This window comes from uncultured Paraglaciecola sp., assembly GCF_913020055.1.
Classification (GTDB): Bacteria; Pseudomonadota; Gammaproteobacteria; order Enterobacterales; family Alteromonadaceae; genus Paraglaciecola.
In genome coordinates this window covers 15506-36753 of sequence record NZ_CAJWCF010000047.1, presented here as the reverse complement: position 1 = coordinate 36753, position 21248 = coordinate 15506, and the positions used below count along the sequence as shown (strand labels likewise).

At 40.4% G+C, this 21248-nt stretch carries 15 protein-coding genes; 3 read left to right on the top strand and 12 right to left on the bottom strand.

The window, feature by feature from the left end; all coding sequences use genetic code 11:
* From QZ488_RS11725 to QZ488_RS11705, 5 genes are all read right to left on the bottom strand, one after another.
* A partial coding sequence (locus QZ488_RS11725) for an ATP-binding cassette domain-containing protein (protein ID WP_293748846.1) occupies nucleotides 1–200 on the bottom strand: 200 nt, incomplete at its 3' end.
* A gap of 52 nt (nucleotides 201–252) precedes the next feature.
* A complete protein-coding gene (locus QZ488_RS11720; RefSeq protein ID WP_293748844.1) occupies nucleotides 253–1545 on the bottom strand; it encodes an HlyD family efflux transporter periplasmic adaptor subunit in 1293 nt (430 codons plus the stop codon).
* A 105-nt stretch (nucleotides 1546–1650) separates the two neighbouring features.
* A complete protein-coding gene (locus QZ488_RS11715; RefSeq protein ID WP_293748842.1) occupies nucleotides 1651–2913 on the bottom strand; it encodes an FtsX-like permease family protein in 1263 nt (420 codons plus the stop codon).
* Nucleotides 2910–4160, bottom strand: coding sequence for an ABC transporter permease (locus QZ488_RS11710; protein WP_366509014.1), 1251 nt, complete (start codon nucleotides 4158–4160; stop codon nucleotides 2910–2912). Before QZ488_RS11710 ends, QZ488_RS11715 begins: the two co-directional genes overlap by 4 nt.
* Before the next feature lie 53 nt (nucleotides 4161–4213).
* A complete protein-coding gene (locus QZ488_RS11705; protein WP_293748837.1) occupies nucleotides 4214–5512 on the bottom strand; it encodes an HlyD family efflux transporter periplasmic adaptor subunit in 1299 nt (432 codons plus the stop codon).
* A gap of 188 nt (nucleotides 5513–5700) precedes the next feature.
* Here QZ488_RS11705 and QZ488_RS11700 point away from each other — a divergent pair, with 188 nt between their 5' ends.
* On the top strand, nucleotides 5701–7857 hold the full coding sequence (locus tag QZ488_RS11700; protein WP_293748835.1) for a molybdopterin-dependent oxidoreductase: 2157 nt from the start codon (nucleotides 5701–5703) through the stop codon (nucleotides 7855–7857).
* 80 nt (nucleotides 7858–7937) lie between these two features.
* Here QZ488_RS11700 and QZ488_RS11695 read toward each other — a convergent pair whose 3' ends face one another.
* The 3 genes from QZ488_RS11695 to QZ488_RS11685 all read right to left on the bottom strand — a co-directional run bounded on the left by QZ488_RS11695 (nucleotide 7938) and on the right by QZ488_RS11685 (nucleotide 10789).
* Nucleotides 7938–9110, bottom strand: coding sequence for a hydroxymethylglutaryl-CoA reductase (locus tag QZ488_RS11695; RefSeq protein ID WP_293748833.1), 1173 nt, complete (start codon nucleotides 9108–9110; stop codon nucleotides 7938–7940).
* 144 nt (nucleotides 9111–9254) lie between these two features.
* A complete protein-coding gene (locus QZ488_RS11690; protein WP_293748831.1) occupies nucleotides 9255–9755 on the bottom strand; it encodes an RNA methyltransferase in 501 nt (166 codons plus the stop codon).
* Between the two features lie 17 nt (nucleotides 9756–9772).
* On the bottom strand, nucleotides 9773–10789 hold the full coding sequence (locus tag QZ488_RS11685; protein ID WP_293748828.1) for an aldo/keto reductase: 1017 nt from the start codon (nucleotides 10787–10789) through the stop codon (nucleotides 9773–9775).
* A gap of 142 nt (nucleotides 10790–10931) precedes the next feature.
* Here QZ488_RS11685 and QZ488_RS11680 point away from each other — a divergent pair, with 142 nt between their 5' ends.
* Nucleotides 10932–11330 (top strand): TerB family tellurite resistance protein, encoded by a 399-nt coding sequence (locus tag QZ488_RS11680; protein ID WP_293748825.1) that lies wholly within the window; start codon nucleotides 10932–10934, stop codon nucleotides 11328–11330.
* 21 nt (nucleotides 11331–11351) lie between these two features.
* On the opposite strand, the gene QZ488_RS11675 is transcribed toward QZ488_RS11680, so the two are convergent.
* The 4 genes from QZ488_RS11675 to QZ488_RS11660 are packed head-to-tail and all read right to left on the bottom strand — an operon-like array spanning nucleotide 11352 to nucleotide 19131.
* Nucleotides 11352–11510, bottom strand: a complete 159-nt coding sequence (locus tag QZ488_RS11675; RefSeq protein WP_293748822.1) for a hypothetical protein — start codon at nucleotides 11508–11510, stop codon at nucleotides 11352–11354.
* Nucleotides 11511–11545: 35 nt separating this feature from the next.
* On the bottom strand, nucleotides 11546–14635 hold the full coding sequence (locus QZ488_RS11670) for an efflux RND transporter permease subunit (RefSeq protein ID WP_293748820.1): 3090 nt from the start codon (nucleotides 14633–14635) through the stop codon (nucleotides 11546–11548).
* Nucleotides 14628–17975, bottom strand: coding sequence for an efflux RND transporter permease subunit (locus tag QZ488_RS11665; RefSeq protein WP_293748818.1), 3348 nt, complete (start codon nucleotides 17973–17975; stop codon nucleotides 14628–14630). Before QZ488_RS11665 ends, QZ488_RS11670 begins: the two co-directional genes overlap by 8 nt.
* 10 nt (nucleotides 17976–17985) lie before the next feature.
* Entirely contained in the window at nucleotides 17986–19131 is a 1146-nt protein-coding gene (locus tag QZ488_RS11660; protein WP_293748815.1) for an efflux RND transporter periplasmic adaptor subunit, read from the bottom strand.
* Between the two features lie 294 nt (nucleotides 19132–19425).
* Here QZ488_RS11660 and QZ488_RS11655 point away from each other — a divergent pair, with 294 nt between their 5' ends.
* Complete coding sequence (locus tag QZ488_RS11655; RefSeq protein ID WP_293748812.1) at nucleotides 19426–21243, top strand: VWA domain-containing protein; 1818 nt, start codon at nucleotides 19426–19428, stop codon at nucleotides 21241–21243.
* Nucleotides 21244–21248: the final 5 nt, after the last annotated feature.

Genomic DNA, 21248 nt, shown 5'->3' with positions numbered 1-21248 from the left:
TGACCGTCTAACTCGTAGGTTCCGCTATTAAAGGTTTCGAGTAATCCAGCGATGTTTAAAAATGTTGTTTTACCCGAGCCTGAAGGCCCAGTCACAGCAACAAATTCACCTTCACCCACATGCAAATTAAAATCGCGCAATGCATGAGTTTCAACTAAATCCGTGCGAAATACCTTTTTTACGTCTGTCATTTTTAACATTAGAACTGTCCCTAACTGTAATTGTGATTATTTGTTTTAAATTATTGAGTAGCTATTGAGTAATTAAGACACTTTGTACGCCATTAAATTGGTCTGTGCCTGAGACTATTATGGTGTCACCAACTGCAAGGCCATTAAGCACCTCCACACTAGATAAACTCCGAGCACCGGTGGCGATAGACGTGCGTTCAGCCATGTCATTTTTGACTATATAAGCGACTCTGCCGTTTCCGGTTTCCAAAAATTGCCCACGTTGCACCATTAACACATCTTGTTTGTTTTCCATCAAAATCCGTGTTGTTAGACGTTGATTTTGACGTAGGCCTTGAGGTTGGCTAACACCACCTTGGGAAAGGGAGGCAAAACGCACTCTACCGGTAACCTGATTGTTCTCAATTTCAGGTGAGATGGTCACGAGTTTTGCTGAATGCGTTTCACCATTGAGGTTGATTTGGGCGGCCATGCCAATGGCTAAGTCATCGGCGTAACTTTCTGGAATATCGACTTCTATTTCAAATTCAGATAAATCCACCACGCTTAAAATAGATTGGTTTTTTGCCACCTGATTTTTTTGCTCTACAGACAAGTTGCCGACTAGACCATTGACCGGCGACAGTAGGATCAATTCATCTACTTGACGGCTAAGCTCTGTAACCAATAACTTTTGACGCTCGACAAACAGACGTTTTGTTTTCACTTCAAACTCTAAACTCTCTAAATTAAGCTCGGCATCTTTAACTGAATGTTTAAACACTAAACGTGCGTTCTCTAGGTCGTCCTGGGCTTTTTCAAAATCAATCTGGCTAATGGACTGGCTGGAGAATGCCTTGTCTGCTCGGCGCTTCTCTCTATCCGCAGCGGTGAGGGATACTTTAGCTAGGTCTACCGCTTTTTGATTAACCAGTGCTTGTTTACTGGATTGGATTTTTTGTCTGTCTAATTCCATTTGTAAACGTTGCAGGGCTGATTGCTCCTGTTTGAGCTGGTTGGTGAGTTCTGGGCTGTCTATGGTGGCGAGTACTTGACCTTTTAATACGGTATCACCTGCATCAACTTCAAATGTAATAGTGCCTTGCGCTGGACTGTATAGCTTAGGGCTGACAGCTGCTACTACGCGTCCCTGAACTGATAAGTCACGTACAAAGTCACCTTGCGTCACTGTGGCTAAACGTACTCTTTGTGCAGAAACACTGGTATCTGAGTTAGACCAATTACTGATGGCAGGGGCGAGGATCATGTAGGCCAAAACTACAATCACAATCAAACCTAAGAGTAGCCATTTTGTCTTATTATTAGACTGTTTTACGACAGCGGTATCTTGACCACTGGTGTCTGCTATTTTCATCTTTTTCCCTGAAATTTTTGAACAATCACCAACTAAGTCGAGGCAATAATCAAAAAGGTTTAAAAAACAGAAAAATATTTTTTAACGTTAATTACGTAACCTAATTTATTGGCTTCTTGTAGCTTCGGCAGGAGACACATTCATGGCTCTTAATGCTGGTTTTAATGTGGCCAAAATACCCAATACATACAAACATAATGCAGCGAATATAATGTAAATGAAGGGAAGTTTAGGTAAAGCATATTGCGCGACTAAAAACATGTTCAGCCCTACAGCAAAAATACAGCCGATAAATATACCAGCAGAGGTTTGCATAATATTTTCGGCAAAAAACTGACTTAGAATATCGATTTTGTTTGCACCTAGTGCACGCCTAATACCTATTTGTTTATGTCGTTGCAGTACATTAAAACTGGTGATGCCGCCAATACCCATAGCGGCTATAATACTGAGTGTTGTAATCACCACGAGTAAAATTGTAATAGCTGCAATATCGGGTCCGTATACTTCTTTTCTAAGTGTTTGAATTGTTTGTACCTTACGGATCATGCGCTGTTGATTACTCATCCCTAGATGCCTTTCTACTTCAGCAATAGTGGATTGCAGCATTGCAGGTTTTGTGCGAATTAAGTAACGCGCGGAGTTACGCGTTACCACTCTAGGGTAGATTATACTGTTTTCAATTTGTCCTACTGGATCCCAAGGTGCTTGCAGTTGAAGCACAATGCCTTTAATGATTGCGCTATGTGCTTCGTTAATAAAAATGGTTTTGCCGACTAGCGATGACCAGTCTTGAGTATGGAATAAACCTTCCGCAACACTAGTTGTGATAATCACCACATTAGGGATGGTTTTATTGCTTTCTGTTTGCCAAAGTACTTCGCTTGGGCTGAAGTTTTCTCCCGCAATGAGTGACAGACCTAACGCATTTATGCCATGTTCATCTAATTTGTAACTCGAAGCCGGTACCGAATTTTGTTCGTTACCGAGTAGGGTTCGTAAATCGTCCCATTCGCTGCTGCCACTAAACGGAAAAGAGTAGGTGGCGACCGCATCAATAATAGTTGGCATCTGTCTAAATTCAGCTAAATCAGTTTGCATGCTGGTTTTAGGATCAAAGTTTTCGGTAAAGCCAGAACTGGTTAAAACAAAAGTATTATTCTCATCTATGCCGCTTGTACGTTGCAATATATCAAGGCGTTGAGAGGCAATAAATAGTCCATTACTGATGACCGCCAAGGTTAGCGCTATCTGTAAGATTAATACCGTCATGGCATATTTTTGTCTAAGCAAAGTGCTAAACATTGGTCTGTAAGCAATGCGCGCAAAAGGTAATTGAGAGATATATTTTTTAACTTTTGTTATCATTTCAGATAACTCGCTGGTGCTAACCTACATACTTTAATAATCGGTATTAAGCCCGCTAAGATACTAGAGACAAGGCTTATGCACACAGTAATCAACATCAAAGTCATATCTAACGAGACAAAAGCGCTGAAATTAGGGTAAAGATAGGTGATACCTTGCAAACCAAATATACAAAGCACTAAGCCGATTAACGCCCCTAAACCGCCTAAAATGCTGGTTTCTGTTAAACATTGGGCAAAAATCGACTGTTGATTCGCACCTAACGCTCTTCTAAGGGCAACTTCACTATTTTTAGCGGTGAATTTGGTGCTCATTAAACTGGCTGCATTGAATAAACACACCAATAAAAATAATAAGGCTAGATAAAAAAATACATACATGTCTGCACTAACCACCTCTTTATGTGCGAGCCATTGGTTTATATCTAGAAGTTGATTATTAATGGCTTTTGGGAATCGGCCCAGTGCTTTTTGTTGTTCTACATATGCTTTTAGGAAATTTTCATACTGCTGTTTATTTTGAGCGCTTGGCAATTCAACCCATAAATTTAAGTTGACACATTCGGAGTTAAGAATGGCTTGATAATCATCAGCTATATTGGTTTCCCAACAATTTAGGTTGCCGCCATGGGGTAGTTCAAGTTCAGATTTTATTTGTAAAGGCAGATAAATGTCTTCAGGTTGGTAAAACGCTCCAAACGACATATCAAAAAACTTTGGACTAGGATGCCAATCATCTAACACACCAACGACCGTGAATAACTTACCTAACATTGGTAAAGTTTGACCAACAGAGTTAAGTCCTCCAAAGATCCGTTTGTTTGTAGATTTACTTAATACAGTGACATACTCAACATTGTTTGCAGGGAAATTTTGCCAACCTTGTCCATATAAAAATGGCACCTTAAACATGGGGAAAAACTCACCATGCGTAGCGCGAATAATACCCAAAAAAGGAGGGATGTTTTTATCGGCCGGCGTCACCATTCCCCATGTTATTGCATTAGCCGCTTGATACTTAGCTTGTTTGGCATGCACTATATTCATAGCATCACGCCAAGTGACCTCGTCGGGAGGTAAGTCAGGTGCTATAGCGGCTAAGCCTAACTGCCAATTATCAAATTGAATGTGAAAGACCCTCTCACTCTTATTCGGTAAAGGATCTTTGGACATTAAATGGATTAGCGAATAAGTTATCATACAGGCAGCGATACCCAGCCCAAGGGTCGTTGAAATCAATACACTCAAGCCTTTCTGACGGCTTATGTTTTTTAGTGATAGCTTGAAGTAATATTGGAGCATTACTGGCTTATTAATACCGTGTTAGCACCGTCAAATTGGTCGGTAGCGGAGATAATTATTTGCTGACCCTTACTTAACCCATCAAGCACTTCAACCACCGATAAACTTCGGGCCCCAGTTTTGATTGGTGTACGAATTGCCAGCCCGTCTTGTAGCACGTAGGCAATGCTACCATTGGCACTTTGTAAAAACTGTCCACGCTCAACCATCAGTACATCTTGCTTTCTTTCCATTAATATACGAGTGGTCAAACGTTGATTTTGTCTTAAACCCGATGGCGCTGACAGTGTATTACCCTGTTCGTCAGTTTTAGCAAATCGCACGCGGCCTGTTACTTGGTTATTTTCAATTTCAGGTGAAATGGTCACTAATATTGCCTGATGAATTTGTCCATTCAAGTTGACTTCAGCCAACATGCCTATGGCTAAGTCGTCTGCGTAACTTTCTGGGATATCCACATCTAATTCGAACTCAGTTAAATCCACTACGCTCATAATGCTTTGGTTTTTACTGACTTGGTTTTTTTGCTCCACCGCTAAATTACCCACAATCCCATTCACTGGAGAGAGCAGAGTGAGATCTACTACCTGCCTCGTTAAGTCATCAACTTGTAACGCTTGTCTATCCACTTGTAGCTGTTTGGTTTGTACTTCAAATTCTAAACTTTCAATATTAAGTTTGGCGTCATTAACGGCATGTTTATGAATTAACTTGGCATTTTCTAAGTCATCTTGGGCTTTTTCAAAATCTATTTGGCTAATGGTGTGACTTTTATAGGCCTGATCTGCACGGCGTTTTTCTCTATCTGCGGCAGTTAAGGCCACTTTGGCTAAGTCAGATGATTTTTGGTTTTCTAGTGCTTGTTTTTTACTTTGGATCCTTTGTCGGTCTAATTCGAACTGCAATCTTTGTAAGGTGGACTGTTCTTGTTTGAGTTGATTGGATAACTCTGGACTGTCTATTGTCGCCAACGTTTGACCCTGTAAAACCGAGTCTCCCGCGTCTACTAGAAAGGTAATAGTACCTTGTGCTGGGCTATATAATTTCGGGCTGATAGCCGCTACTACTCGACCTTGAATAGACAAATCGCGAACGAAATCACCACGCTTGACTGTACCAATACGAATACGTTCAGCTGAAACCGACATTGAAGAGTAAGACCAACGAGAAAAGTACGGATAAAGTATGATTAACGCGATAATTAATACTAAAAATAACAATCCGCCCAATAGGTAGTTTTTGCTAGATTTTTTAGCGGTAATAATAGTGTCTTGAGCACTAGTGTCATTAATTTTCAACTAGGTTCCTTGGAAGTAATACAACTAAACTGGTAGCCAACTAGTGGACCAATACACAGGGTAAAATAGTTATACGTTTGTGTCTAGGCTATAAATTTAGCCAGCGGAAAACATAACTAACAATGATGCTTGTGTATAACAGCGTAAATCGATAACTTTCTACCATTAACAATTTTGTGACATTGATTATGGCTACTGAAAAACTAAAACATTATTCGACTTGCACCTTATGTGAGGCCATGTGTGGCATAGAAGTTACCACCCAAGACAGAGAAATATTGTCTATCGTAGGTGATAAGCAAAATCCCTTCAGCGAAGGGCATGTTTGCCCTAAAGCCATGGCATTAAAGGATTTGTACGAAGATCCTGAACGAATTCGCACGCCGATAGAGAAAACCGAAGACGGATGGCAGGAAGTGTCTTGGGATTATGCATTGGATAAAGTAGCGACTAGTTTGTTTGATGTGCAAAAAAAGCATGGTGTTGAATCTGTTGCAACTTATCTTGGTAACCCTAATGCACATAATATGGGAGCGATTTTATATGGCCCTTATTTTTACCGTGCACTGAAGTCACATAATCGTTATTCAGCCACTTCAGTCGATCAACTGCCGCATCATATTGTGAGTCGCCAACTATTTGGTCATCAGTCACAAATACCTATTCCGGATATTGATCATACTCAACATTTTATGATTATTGGCGGTAATCCGCTGGCCTCGAATGGCAGCATAATGACAGTGCCACATATCAAACGTCGTCTAAAAGCCGTTCAAGCCCGTGGTGGTAAAGTGGTAGTCATTGACCCTAAAAAATCCGAAACTGCGGATATGAGTAGCGAACATCACTTTATCAAGCCAGGAACTGATGCCTTATTGATGTTAGCGATGATCCATACTTTGTTTGATAAACAACTGGTTGCCGCCGATGAATTATTAGGTTTTGCGCCTGATTTATTAACAGTCGAAAAATATGTTTTGGATTATCCGGCCAAACGAGTGGCTAAATTAATCGGCATGAGTGAAAGCCAAATTATTGGTTTAGTGGAATCATTTTGTAGTGCAGGGCCTGCAGTGTGTTACGGGCGAATGGGCGCTAGTGTGCAAGCTTTTGGCACCCTTACTCAATATTTGATCATGTTGTTTAACATGCTTACCGGCAATCTAGATAGGCAAGGCGGTATGATGTTTACTCAGCCTGCAGCTGACCTGTTACCTCATTCGGGTCGTGGTTCAATCGCTAATTTTCATTCAAGAGTACGTAAATTACCGGCTTTTGCTGGTGAATTTCCGGTGTCGGCATTAGCTGAAGAAATACTCACCGAAGGCGAAGGGCAGGTTAAAGCCATGGTAATAGGGGCGGGTAATCCTATTTTAACCACTCCTAATGGTCCGCAATTAGATAAAGCCTTTGAACAATTGGACTTTGTGGTGGCAGTGGATTTTTATATCACTGAAACTTCACGCCATGCGAATATTATTTTGCCGCCTGTTACCGCATTAGAACGAGATCACTACGATGTTGTTTTCCATAATTTCGCAGTAAGGAACAGTACTAAGTTCTCACCTGCTATTTTCCCTCCCGCCGAGAATAGCAAAACTGATTGGCAAATCTACCTAGGCCTAGCCGAGCGTTTAGATAAGTTGAATGGTTTACCCACAGATAAATATCAAACACTTTGGCAAAAAGAACCTAAAGGGGTAGTAGATGACCTATTAAAAAGTGGTAGTTATCGTCATGAAGGCAAAGAGCTGAGCATAGATTTGTTGCTAGAAAAACCACATGGTATTGATCTCGGCCCGCTGCAACGTGATTTACCTGAGGCTATTTACCATAACGATAAAAAGATTAACTTAAGTTTTGATTACTTTATGTCAGATCTTTCACGTTTAGATAAACACTTTTTTGCTGCTGACTTGTCTTTATCAGGGGAGGCTAATGATGACAGTTTGCAATTAATTGGTCGTAGGCATCTTAAAACCAATAACTCGTGGCTACACAATAGCCAACGAATGGTGAAAGGCACCAACAATGGTTTGTCGCGATGTACTGCGCAAATCCATCCAGAAGATGCCGAGAAACATAGTATTCAAGATCAACAGATGATCACCGTCACGTCTAGAGTAGGGCAAGTGTCATTGCCTGCTGAAATCACCGAAAAAATCATGCCCGGTGTTATTTCTATTCCTCATGGCTGGGGACATAACAAAAAAGGTAGCCAGTGGAAAACGGCTGAGCAACATTCAGGGGTCAGCGTGAATGACTTAACAGATGAAATGGTGCTGGATGAGTTATCAGGTAATGCGGTATTAAACGGTGTACCTGTGACCATTGTGGCCGCTTAGTGAGTTCAATTTCATAAACACTAAAAATCAGACATAAAAAAGCCCGGATATTTGCCGGGCTTTGTGTTTTAACTGATTAGTTATCTGTTTCTACCCATCTGATCATGACTACTCACCCAGTGGCCAGCTATAACCGCACAACCTAGAGATATATCACCTGCCAGTACTGTAGCTGCAACAATTTCTGCAAACTTCTCGGCTTTACCTTTACCAACACAACCTAACATTTGTAGGCATTCGTTTTGTGTGGGAAGGCCTGTTCCGCCACCGAAGGTTGCGACTATAAGCGATGGTAACGTGACCGACATATACAAATCGCCGTTATCCAATAACTCATGTGACAACATACCTGCATGAGATTCCACCACGTTGGCTTCATCTTGGCCTGTGGCAATATATAAAGATGCAATGCCATTGGCTGAATGCGGACCGTTATAAGCGGCTCCGGCCATTTGAGCGCCTGTGTTCGCTAATACAGATGCACCAGCTAGCATTTTAGTGTCGACTTTCATGACACGAGCTAACACTTCTTTTTTAAGCACTATCTCAGCAATAACCCGCTTGCCTCTTGAATGCAGCATATTAAGGTGAGAGTGTTTTTTATCGGTATCCATATTTCCGGATAACATGTACATACAAGGAATAGGTGAATTGGCTTTGATCCATTCACAGGCCATTAAGGTTGCCTTACCCACCATGTTTTGACCTGCAGCATCACCCGTAGTGTAGTTAAAACGTAAGTATTTAGTTTTAGATACAGACCATTGCTGAATATGTATGAGTTTACCTACGCTAGTCGTGGTCTCTGAGACTGCTTTAATTTTGTCAAAGTTTTCTTCTATCCAATGACCAAAATCTCTTGCTTCCCGGGCATCGTTAAAAATAAAAGCGGGAGCTCGTTGCATAAAGCCTTCAACAACAGTGGTTTTGACTCCTCCACATTCATTGATCACGCGCATACCACGACTATAACTGGCAACCAGTGTGCCTTCGGTAGTCGCAAGAGGAACGTAGAATTCACCTTTTGCATGTTCGCCGTTGATCAAAACAGGACCTGCCACACCTACTGGCATTTGCACTACACCGATAAAATTTTCGACATTACCAGGTAACACTGCTGGATCGATACTAAATTGGCCAGTATGGGTTAGCTCTGCACCCGTTTTTTGTTTAATAAACTGTCTACGGACTTCGGCCATTTCCCTAGTATGGTCGTTTTCTGAATTTCGTGGGATGCGGTTATCATCACTCATTAGATATTCCTTCTATTTTTTTGTGTGACTTAAATACAATAAGTACGGCTTTTCGTAAATTTTATATTCACACGGTTAGCGAAAGATGACAAAGGAAATGTTATTGAGAAAATCAAATAGTTAACATTTCATTAATAAATGGCGCTATCTTGCTTTTGTGCGGTTGTTGGTATCTCTGCTTTTTTTAATCACTTCATCGTTTTCAGGCATTGGTGTGGTTTTCGCTAAGCGATCGTAAAGCAACACATTGACGGTAGCGGCTAAATTCATACAGCCAACAGTAGGCACGTAAACCACATGATCACACTGATCTACAACTTCTTGTTCTATTGAGCCGTCCTCAGGGCCAAAAATATATAAGGCGTCTTCGGGATGAACAAAATTAGGTAGTGGTGTCGCCCCTTCAACTAACTCTACTGCTACTTTACTAAGGTTTTCGTCTGTTATTGCATTTATCACTTCGTCTACATGACTGACTTTTATATTCAAATGCACATTTTTAGTGTCGGTTTGAAATGCCTTAGCCCGCGCATAACGCTCACCTGTATAACGAATGCTTTGTGCTTGATAACATCCGGCAGCACGTAAAATACTGCCCATGTTTTGTGGGCTTTTGGGATTAATGATGGCTAGATGTGTTGGCAATTTACTTTCCTAAAAATTTACTTTGCTAAAATAGTGTCGATGCTGCTAAGTTCTTGTTGAGTAAATTCTAAGTTATCTAAAGCCGCCACACAGTCTTCAATTTGACTGACTCTACTGGCGCCGATAATCGCACTCGTTACCGCTTGGTTGTTGAGCACCCATGCTACTGCCATTTGAGCGAGTGATTGACCTCGTTGTAAAGCGAGTTCATTGAGTTGCGTGACTTTGGCTACTTTCTCTTGGCTGATATTATCTTCATTTAAATAAATCTGCTCACCACGAGATGCGCGTGAACCCTGTGGAACGCCTTTGAGATACTTATTGGTTAAAAAACCTTGAGCCAATGGAGAGAACACAATAGAGCCAATTTCTTCCTCTAACAATACGTCGGTTAATCCATCTTCTATCCATCGGTCAAACATATTGTAACTAGGTTGATGAATGAGAAGAGGGGTACCTAAATCTTGTAATATACGAATCGCTTGTTTGGTGTGAACAGGTGAATAACTAGAGATCCCTACATATAAAGCGCGACCAGAACGTACAATATAATCTAATGCTTGCATGGTCTCCTCAAGTGGCGTGTCAGGGTCGTAACAATGAGAATAAAACACATCAAAATAATCCAGCCCTGTGCGTTTTAAACTTTGATCGCAACTAGCGATTAAATACTTCCTTGAACCACCTATACCATAAGGCCCAGCCCACATATCGTATCCCGCCTTACTGGATACCAACATTTCATCTCTATACGGCTTAAAACTTTTGGCCATAACTTGACCAAAGGTAGATTCAGCCGATCCAAAAGGAGGGCCATAATTATTTGCTAAATCAAAATGATTAATACCTAAATCAAATGCCCGATGTAACATGTCTTGAGCATTTTTTGGTGAGTCGACCGCACCAAAATTCTGCCATAGTCCTAACGATAGTGCCGGTAATTGAAGACCGCTTTTACCGCATCTGCGATAGGGCATATTTTCATATCGATTACTCGCAGCAGAATATACTGGATTAGGATCATTTTTTATCATTAATAGTTACGCAAAATAGAAAATTTGCGTTAGCCTAAACCAAAGCAAACCAATTCTCAATTTACCTTGCACGGATTCTTGCAAAGCTTAGGGGGAATACGAATCCAATTTTGCTAAATATTCTATTTTTAAGGAGTAACAGATGAAATTTGATTTATTTATTCAGTCAATAGATATGGGCCATTGCCAAGACCAAAAGCAGCGAGAGGCTCTGTTTGATTTAGTGTTGTTTTTAATCGTGGCTGATGGTGTGATCACTGAACAAGAAACACAATTTATGCGTAAATGGTTGAGTACTATTGATTGGAATTCTGATATCAGCAAAGAAGAGTATTACACCACTACGTTACTGAAATGTTATGCCGCCATAAAAACTAACAAAGTGGATGAGTATTTAACGCATAGAGCCAAATTGTTGGTTGATAGTGATATGAAACTAAAAGCAATGCAGTTAGTTAGGGATGTTGCGCTGGCTGATGGCCAGTTAGATGAAGCAGAACAACAGGCGATTAACCTGTTGTCTGAGGTATTAGAGAAGTAAATAGTGAAAGTGGTTTTGAGTTTAAGGTTTATTCCTTTTTTTAGGAAATGCCTTGAACCAAAAGGCTAACTCAAACATAAAACCAATGATCAAAAACACAACCAAACTAGAAACGTTGCCAATGCTATAAAAGCCAATCGCGGCTAAGGCTAGTATCGGTAATACAATCCATCTACTCATGTTGTTCTCCCATTATTAAATAACCCGAGCTCAGGTTAAATACTGATAACTCGATTAACTATTCGTTTGCTGCTGGAGATCAATTCAACGGTTTTTGCCCTAAGCTTAAGTAATAGTAAGTAAGCTAATGGAACTAATACCAAACTGGTTAAAGTTGAAAATAGTAAACCACCAATAATAGAAATTGCCATAGGCGAGTAGGGTGGACCATCTCCGCCTAAACGAGTACTGCCAAAAGCAAGTGGCACTAAGCCTAATACCGTTGTAGCTACAGTCATTAGTATCGGCCTAACACGGTTTAGACAGGCTTCGATGATGGCTTGTTGCACCGCGTAACCCATATTGATTAGCTGGTTTATTCTATCCACCAGCACAATGCCATTGTTCACCACTATTCCCATCAGTATTAACATGCCAATCATACTCATAATTGACATAGGTAAACCAGCTGCAAACAATGCCCAAAATACACCCGTCATCGAAAACAACAATGAGGTAATCACAGCTGTGGGTAACAGTAATGACTCAAACAAGGCAGCCATTACGATGTAAATCATAATCAGGGCCAATAACATATTAGTTTGCATGGCACTTTCATTTTGATTTTGGCGTTTTATGCTGCCATCAAAAGTCCAATCGTAACCTGTGGGTAATTTGATGTGTTCCATTACACCTTTAATGCTTTTTTGCGCATTTTCTAAGGTAAAGCCATCTTGTAAGTTGCCACCAATCGTTATTGAGGTTTGACGGTAGCTACGGTTAATTTCTGCAAGTCTAGGTTTGACTGTTAAATTGGCAATCATATCTAGTGTGACGTTTTGTCCTGACATTCGAGTAATCGTTAGATTTTTTAGGGCATCGACTGAATTTTGTAACTCTTGGTCGTACATTAAACGAATACCCACTTCACCGCTGTCTCCATAACGGAATGTGCGTAAATTTGCTCCCCGCAGTGCAGTTGAGACAATCTGCGCAATATCGCTGGTATTGAGGCCAAAACGAAACGCTTTTTGTCTATCTATGACTATTTGTAATTCCTGTTTCTGGCGACTGGTATCGGTTTTAACTTCTGAAAGTCCTTCAACATTGGCCAATATTGGGATGATTTGTTTGGCTATTTGCTCCAGTCTTTCGGAAGAGTCGCCGACTAAGTTCATTTGAATACCGCCACCATTGCCTTGATCCCATTGGAACGAAGGTTTTGCTCTTACAAATTTTGGTAAGTTTTCAGAGATTTGTTTTTTTACTTCTGATTGTGACACGAGTAAATCATCTATAAGGGTAATGCCCGAAACAGCAAATCCAGCAGTGTAATAGGTATAAACCTGTTTGATATAAAATTTATCTTGATTGGCGTACAGGTACTTTTCCATTTTAGTCACAGTTTTTTCGACTTCTTCCAAACTATAACTGCCTTGAATGTCATAGTTCATCCAAACTCGATTTTGATCGTTGTTGTTATCATCATCGCTGGTGACATACTGCATTGGCAGTGCGGTACTGGCTAAAAACAAAAGAGCTATTAGGCTAGTTTTTCCTTGGTTTTTAAGTGACCAAGTCAGAATGTGTTTGTACCAGATTGCCATTTTGTTCGGGGCTTTCGGTTGTTTACTGGCACCACTTTTACTTTTCTTAGTTTTGATTTTAGTTGAAAGAAGAGGGATCAAAGTTTGCGAGATTAGTAACGAAGCAAACAACGATATACAAATGGCAATAGCAACATGCTCTAGAAAAATAGTGACGTTAACCTTGGCACCCACAATATTAGGTAAAAAAACAATCGCAGTGGTGATAGTGCCAGCGATGACCGCCAAACTTACTTTACCCACACCCGCTTTCGTGGCAGCAATCACATCAGGATTATGTTCTTTTTCTTGTTCGATGCTTTCTGTGACAACCACCGCATTATCTACCAACATACCTACCGCTAACATCAGCCCCATCATAGACAAAATATTAATCGTATAACCCATCATGTACATGCAGCCTAGGGTAATACAAATACTAAAAGGCACAGATAACACAACCAATAAAGTACTGGTTACATTTCGTAAAAAGGCATAAAGCACCAGTAGTGATAGCATAGCGCCAATCAAACCAGCATTAAGCAAATCAGACAGGGATTTAGTTACGCTCTCTGCTTCGTTTTGCATAATAAACAAGTGGATACCGTTAAACGCAGGATTTGAGTTAGCCTCATCAATCACTTTTAACACTTCGCTAGATACCTCAACCATATTACTGGTTGATTCCCGAAAAATGTTAAATCCTACTGCAAAGGATTGATCTAAATGACGACCTTCTGTGCGTTTGGGTTTTTCGTATTTGACTAAGGCAATATCACTGAGGCGAACCCCTTTTTTGACCATCAAATCACGTATTTCCTGAACACTAGTAAACTCACCTTGGGGATTAACCGTGATTTTTTGTTCAATGTCGGTATCTGTAAAACTACCCGCAGTGAGGGAAAAATTAGCATTGCTCAAAGAGGTGGCTAATTCGTTGGTGTTAACTTGTAGCGCAGCCATCAGTTGTTGGTCTAAACGAATGGATATCTGCTTTTTTGTTACGCCGTAAAGTTCGACCTTAGATACCCCAGCGACTCTTTCGATTGGCCGTTTTAAATTGCGATCAAGCAAGTCGTAGGCGCTAGATAAATCTCTTTCGCTAGAGACTCGCAAAGAAAAAATTGGCATATCATTAGTATTAAATTGATAGACCAATATCCGCTCTACGTCTTCCGGTAAATCCGCGCGAATAGCATCTATCTTTTCTCTAGCTTCAATACCTTTGGCTTTAAGGTTCTCATCCCATGCAAACTGTAATTGGATTTCAGCTGCGTCTTCTGAAGAACGAGAGCGCAAACGTTTAATGCCAGACATAGTGGCCAAGGCCTCTTCTACTGGCCGAGTGATCATTTTTTCTACTTCTACCGGTGTTGCATCACTATAAGGAATACGGATAGCGATTTCCGGAATATCGATGCTAGGAAATTTTTCCAGAGGCAATAGTTGGCTGGATAAAATACCAAATACCAACATCGATAAAAACAACATCATAATGGTGACTGGTCGGCGTATGGCAAAATCCGCTAATGCCGAACCAGCACTTTCGAACTTATCCATAAATAGTTTCCCCATCATCACCGTCTGTTAACAATTCCTCTGATTGTGTTGCAAACTGTTTGCGATCAAACAAACTGTAAATAACCGGGATAAAAAATAAGGTTAGAAGGGTGGCAAAAAGTAAACCATAAATAACCGTGATGGCCATAGGTGTGCGTATTTCAGCACCTTCACCTAAACCTATTGCCATAGGTAGTAAACCTAACGAGGTAGTTAGAGTGGTCATTAATATAGGTCGTAGACGACTCTGCGCAGCTTCGATGATAGCAGCCGATTTCTCTATCCCTGTGGCACGCAACTGGTTAATTCTGTCGATTAGCACTATGGCATTATTCACCACTATACCTGCCAACATAATGAGCCCTATAAACACTACTACACTGATATTAGTGCCTGATAGGTACAATCCATAAATAGAGCCTGCACACGCCAAAGGTACAGTAAACAAAATAAGTAATGGGTGTAACAATGATTCAAATTGTGAGGCCATCACTAAATACACCAAAAATATCGCCAGCGCTAAAGCAAATTGTAGAGATTGGAAGCTGTTTTCCATTTCTTCACTTTGACCAGCCACTTTAGCTTGCATGTTTACCGGCAATTTTAGGTTGTCGATATGTTGTTGAACGGCTAACACTGCTTCATTTAAATCGCCGTAATTTAAATTGGCCGAAACTACTGCTACTCGTTCTTGACCAATACGGGTGATTTCACTGGGACCAATTGACATACTGATATCTGCGACAGCAGATAACGGTATAGCGGGACTAACACCAGGGTTAACAATCATTTGGCCAATATCGGCAATGGAATCTCGTTGTGCCTCGATGGTTCTGACTAAGATATCGACTTTACGGTCTTCAATACTGTACTTAGTTGCTACTTCGCCACCAATTTTTGCTGAGATGAGTTTAGATACATCTGGTGCATTGATACCCAGTTGAGCGAGTTTCCCATGGTCGAATTTAATTTTAAGTTCTGGATTACCTGTTTGGAGTGAGGATTTTACATCTGCAAATCGGTTATCACTTTGCAAAATAGCCTGCATCTTTTGGCTATATTTAGCCAAGTTTTGCAGATCATAACCAACGATTTGAACGGCCAAAGGGGTAGCGAAGGTAAACAATGCAGGTTTACCAAACTTACTTTGAATACCGGCTTGCTGAGACAAATAACCACGCATTTTGTCCATCACTAATTGGCTCGTCTCAGCTGAACTACCTGAAAGCATAACTACGTTTAATTTACCCCAATAATCACCACCTTGACTGGCAGATACATTCATGAGGCTTCCAGTTCCTGCCAACGCATAGGTACGGTCTACACCTTCAAGATCAGCGGTAAATATTGCTAAATCTGCAATCACCTTATCTGTATTTTTTAATTGTGATCCTGTGGGCAGGTTTATTTCGACAAAAAACTCACCTTGAGACATATCAGGAATAAGCTCCATGCCTAGTTTAGGTAATAACAAAACCGACGCTAAAGAAACCGCGATCACGCTGGTTAACACTAAGAAGCGAATACGTAACACATAGTGCAGGGCAGCCAAGTAAACTTTTTCTATTTGTGCAAAACTCTTATCAAATGCCCATAAAATTGGACGGAATAAGGTACCAAATACTTTGCTTAACAACCTAAATAATAAAACGATCAAGGACGTAATGACAAAGGGAATAAAATGGAAAAGCACTTGCACTAACCAATAAAGAGGTAGCGATAAATAATGAAAAATCCAGCCAATCTTAGTTGTGGGTTTGGTTTTTTCAGGGCTTTTACCTAAATCTAATGGAGGCGTGTTGTTTGTCGCATCAGTCGACTTTTCTCTTGCCGCTAACATGGGGATCAATGTGAGTGCTACAACTAACGATGCAGCCAGGGCAAAAGTTACCGTTAACGCCTGATCACTAAACAACTGACCAGCAATACCTTCAACAAAGACTAATGGAAAAAACACCGCCATAGTGGTTAATGTTGATGCGATTATCGCCATGGAAACTTCTTTGGTGCCAATCACTGCCGCTTGTTTGAAATTTTTAGTTTTGGTTTTATGCCGAGCAATGTTTTCTAACACCACTATGCTGTTATCTACTAGCAGACCAATCGCCAGAGCGATGCCTCCTAAGCTCATTATGTTTAAGCTAATTCCATTGCCATACATAAGATTAAAAGTAGCGATAATAGAAACAGGAATAGAGATAGATATAATCAAGGTTGACCAAATATTTTTAAGAAACAAATACAAAATCAACATTGCTAATAGACCACCAATCATGCCGGCTGACTTTACTTCGTCAATGGCATTGGCGATAAATCTTGATTGATCGTAGACCAACTGCAACTGATATTGGCTAGGAATGGCATCTTGCAATTGGGCAATGCGAAACTGTATATTTTCAGCTACTTGAACAGTGTTCGCATCACCTTCTTTATAAATCGCTATTTCAACCCCTTCAAAACCATTAAAGCGGTTCATTGAAGTGGGTTCTTTGTGCGTGTCTTGTACTGTAGCAATATCACCTAAACGAATGTTTTTGCCTTCTCTATTGGCTATAAACAGATTACGTATATCATCTAAAGTTTGAAATTGGTTTAAAGTGCGAACTAAATATTCTTGTGAGCCGTCTTTTACTCGGCCCCCCGAGGAATTTACATTTTCGTCTTTTAAACGTTTAATCACTTCATTAACGGAAATGTTCAGTTGACTGGTTTTTTGTTGGTCAACAAGTACTTGGATTTCATTTTCTAACCCACCACCTACTTTTACCGATGCCACACCCACAACAGATTCGAGTTGTCGTTTTATTTGTTCTTCGGCATATATACGTAGCGCCTTAATGCCTTGATCGGTTAAGACTACTTGTTCGGTGTTTTTTGTGCTGCTGGGATCATCTGAGGCTTCCGGTTTGGCACCTCCTAGGCCAAAACGCATGACTGGATCTAAGCTTGGGTTAAAGCGAAGTAATAATGGTTTCTTAATATCTAAGGGTAATTGTAGGGTGTCTAGTTTTTCACGAACTTCTAGGCTGGCTAAGTCCATGTCTGTGCCCCACTCAAATTCGAGTAATACATCAGATTGACCGGCTTTAGAGGTGGACGTAACGGTACGTACCCCTTTTACTACGCCTATAGTTTCTTCAATGGGTTTGGAGACCAATTGTTCGATTTCGCCAGGTGCTGCACCTAGATAGTCGGTGCGAATGGTAAGAGTAGGGTAGGACAGTTCCGGTAATAGGTTTATCGCTAAACGTGATAACGAAACCATACCAAATAAAATGATCGCAAAGGTAAACATCCAAACTGTGACAGGCCGTTTGACCGCAATATCAACAATGTTCATAATCCGCTCCTTAACCTTTAGCTAACTGGGTAGAAGCATCCTGAGCTAGTTCTAAAGTTTCATCTTGGCTTACGTCATCATTTACAATCTCGACAGGAGCTTGGTCTCTCAAGTTTTGATGTCCAGTAATCACCACCTTTTCTGTACCCGACAAACCACTTAATATTTCTATAACCTCACCTTCTTGATAACCCACAGTCACGGCTTTTTTACTTGCTATGCCATCTTTGACCACAAACACATTGACGCTGTCATCTATGGCCAGTAGAGCTTTACGAGGAAGTAATATGGCATTCTGTTTCGTGTCGTAATTTAGTTTAACTTGGGCAAACATGCCTGATTTTAGTAAGTGATCAGGGTTAGGCACGCGCAATGTCACTTTAAAGGTACCGGTTTTTGAATCAATTACTGGGCTAATACGTTCCACAAAGGCAAAAATGTCATCACCATTAAAAGCCGTTAGGTTTAGAGACGCTTGTTGTTCCTTATGTACCTTAGACAGTTCCTTTTCTGGTAAATAAACGATTCCGTATAGTTCTTTCTGCTGCACTATATGAAACATTCTTTCACGTTGAAAAGACTCACTTAAATTACCTACTTTGGCATTTCGCTCCGCGATGTAGCCTGAGATGGGCGCTGTAATGGTGGCTTCTTTTAGATCTAGTTCTGCTAAAGATAAGGTGGCGTTGGCAGATTCATATTGGGCGGTTAATTTGTCGTAGGTATCGTCACTGACTAATTTTTTGTCATATACCTTGTTAATTTTTGCTAATTCTTTCTCAACCCCAACTAAATCAGCTTTTGCACGATCTAGATTCAAATGATAACGACGGGGTTCGATTTGCGCCAAAACCTGGCCCTTTTCAACATAATCACCTTCTTCAACATAGATATGTTCGATTATCCCTGAGGCTCTTGGCACAACAAACGCCTCTTCCTTCGCTTCTAAAACGGCTGTTGTCGCGTAATTAGAAGAAATATCCCCAATGGATAATGGTGCAACTTCTACAGGAACCGATATCACTAGCTTTTCTTTGGTTTCTTCGTTTATTGCTTCGGCTTCACCACAACCACTGAGTAAACTAATTGAAAGTAGAATAGGCAGTATCGAAAGTAATTTAAGGCCAAACTTTTTGTTTATTATTATTGAATCCATTTTGGGTTCCCTGAAAAGCTAATGTGAAGTTAATAGTGAATATGCATATCTGCTTTGATTAGCTTGTACTTTGCATCGACTATGCCAATTCAATAAAACTCAAGTAAAACAAGCAGATAGTAGAATGATGTGAATATATAGCGAGTTTGAAATTGTAACCATTAGTGATATTCACCATTTGTTGGTTTAAATGATTAACTCCACAGTGATAAAAATAAATAACCCTTTTAGTTAACTGATCCGTTGGTAAGGCAAACACAACAGTTAGTAATCAGTTAACCAGAGAGTGAAATTATGAAAAATATGAAGATACATAATACCGATATATCCACCTTCAAAAGGTTTCTAATAAGTGGCACTTTGTTAACAATGACGGTGGCTTGTAGTTCAGGCACTAATGAGAACAAAGCAGCTAAGGAGTCAGAAGAACCAGTAAAACCAGCGGTTGTAGTGAGTCAGGCTATAGAGATTGATTTGGCAAGAGAGTCAATGGCTGACCAACAGGTTTTGGCTAAAAGCTCTATGTCATTTAATCCTCAGCAACGTTTCAGAGTAGTGAGGCCCCCTGTAGAGAATACTGAAAACTACCAACACTATAACGAAAATGGGGTCAATTCAGTGTTACAAAATCCTGTTTCAACCTTCTCAATCGATGTAGACACAGGCAGTTACACAAATATTCGTAGAATGATCACTCAGGGCACCCTTCCTCCAGCAGATGCCATAAGAGTAGAAGAGTTTATTAATTATTTTGACTACAACTACCCTAAGCAAGGTAATACGGGATCTGATACGCCTTTTAGTATCGATACCGCAATATCTACTTCACCTTGGGCAGAAGAAAGGCACATTATGCGTATTGGCCTAAAAGGTTTTAGCCCAGATGTGACAAAATTTACAGGACGAAATTTAGTGTTTTTATTGGATGTGTCGGGTTCTATGAATCAGCCAAACAAATTGCCCTTGTTAACCCGTTCACTGACGTTGTTGACTGCACAGTTAAGCGAGCAAGACAGTGTCTCAATTGTGGTATATGCAGGTGCATCAGGTGTTGTGCTGGAGCCTACCAGAGGCAATCAAAAAGCCAAAATCAAACAGGCATTAACCACTTTGTCGGCTGGTGGCTCAACCAATGGACAAGCCGGTATTGAATTGGCTTATAATATGGCAGAACAGGCCTTTATTAAAGGTGGGATAAATCGCGTGATCTTAGCCACAGATGGTGATTTTAATGTGGGCTTGACTAATCATGAGCAGTTAATCGAGTTGATAAAACGTAAACGTCAAAAAGGCATTGCCTTAACCACATTAGGTTTTGGTCAAGGTAACTACAACGACTATCTTATGGAACAATTAGCCGACGCGGGTAATGGTAATTATGCGTACATTGATACTATCCATGAAGCCCGAAAAGTATTAGTAGATGAAATGAACGCCACACTGCTAACCATTGCCAAAGATGTTAAAATTCAAGTGGAGTTTAATCCTGATTTGGTGGCCGAATACAGGTTGTTAGGTTATGAGAATCGTGTATTGAACAGAGAGGACTTTAACAATGATAAGGTGGATGCGGGTGAAATTGGCGCGGGTCATACTGTTACTGCTTTGTATGAGTTAACTCTGAATAAATCTAACAACCATTATTTAGATCCATTACGTTATCAGCAGGCAACAGGTCAAAACATCGATAAACCACAATCCAGCCAATTTGCTGATGAGTTAGCCTTGGTTAAATTACGTTACAAACCTGTCACTAGCGAAAAAAGTCAATTAATTACCCAAGCGGTATTAACCAAGCAAATAACTGGTTTTGAGCAACAATCTGATGATTTTAGGTTTGCCAGTAGCGTAGTAGGTTTTGCTCACTTATTAAAGAAGAGTCACTATTGGCAAGGCATGAGTTATCAACAAATTATCGATATGGCACTTGGTGCTAAGGGCAAAGACGAGTTTGGTTATCGAGCAGAGTTTATCAACTTGGTTCGCAGTAGCGCCACGTTACAGGTCAATAATCCTAAACAGTCAAAGGAAAAATTAAGCTCTGTAGAATTGAATCCCCAAGGATTTACCCGCACTATTGAGTCCAACCCCACTTTGTTGACTAAGCATTGAAATCA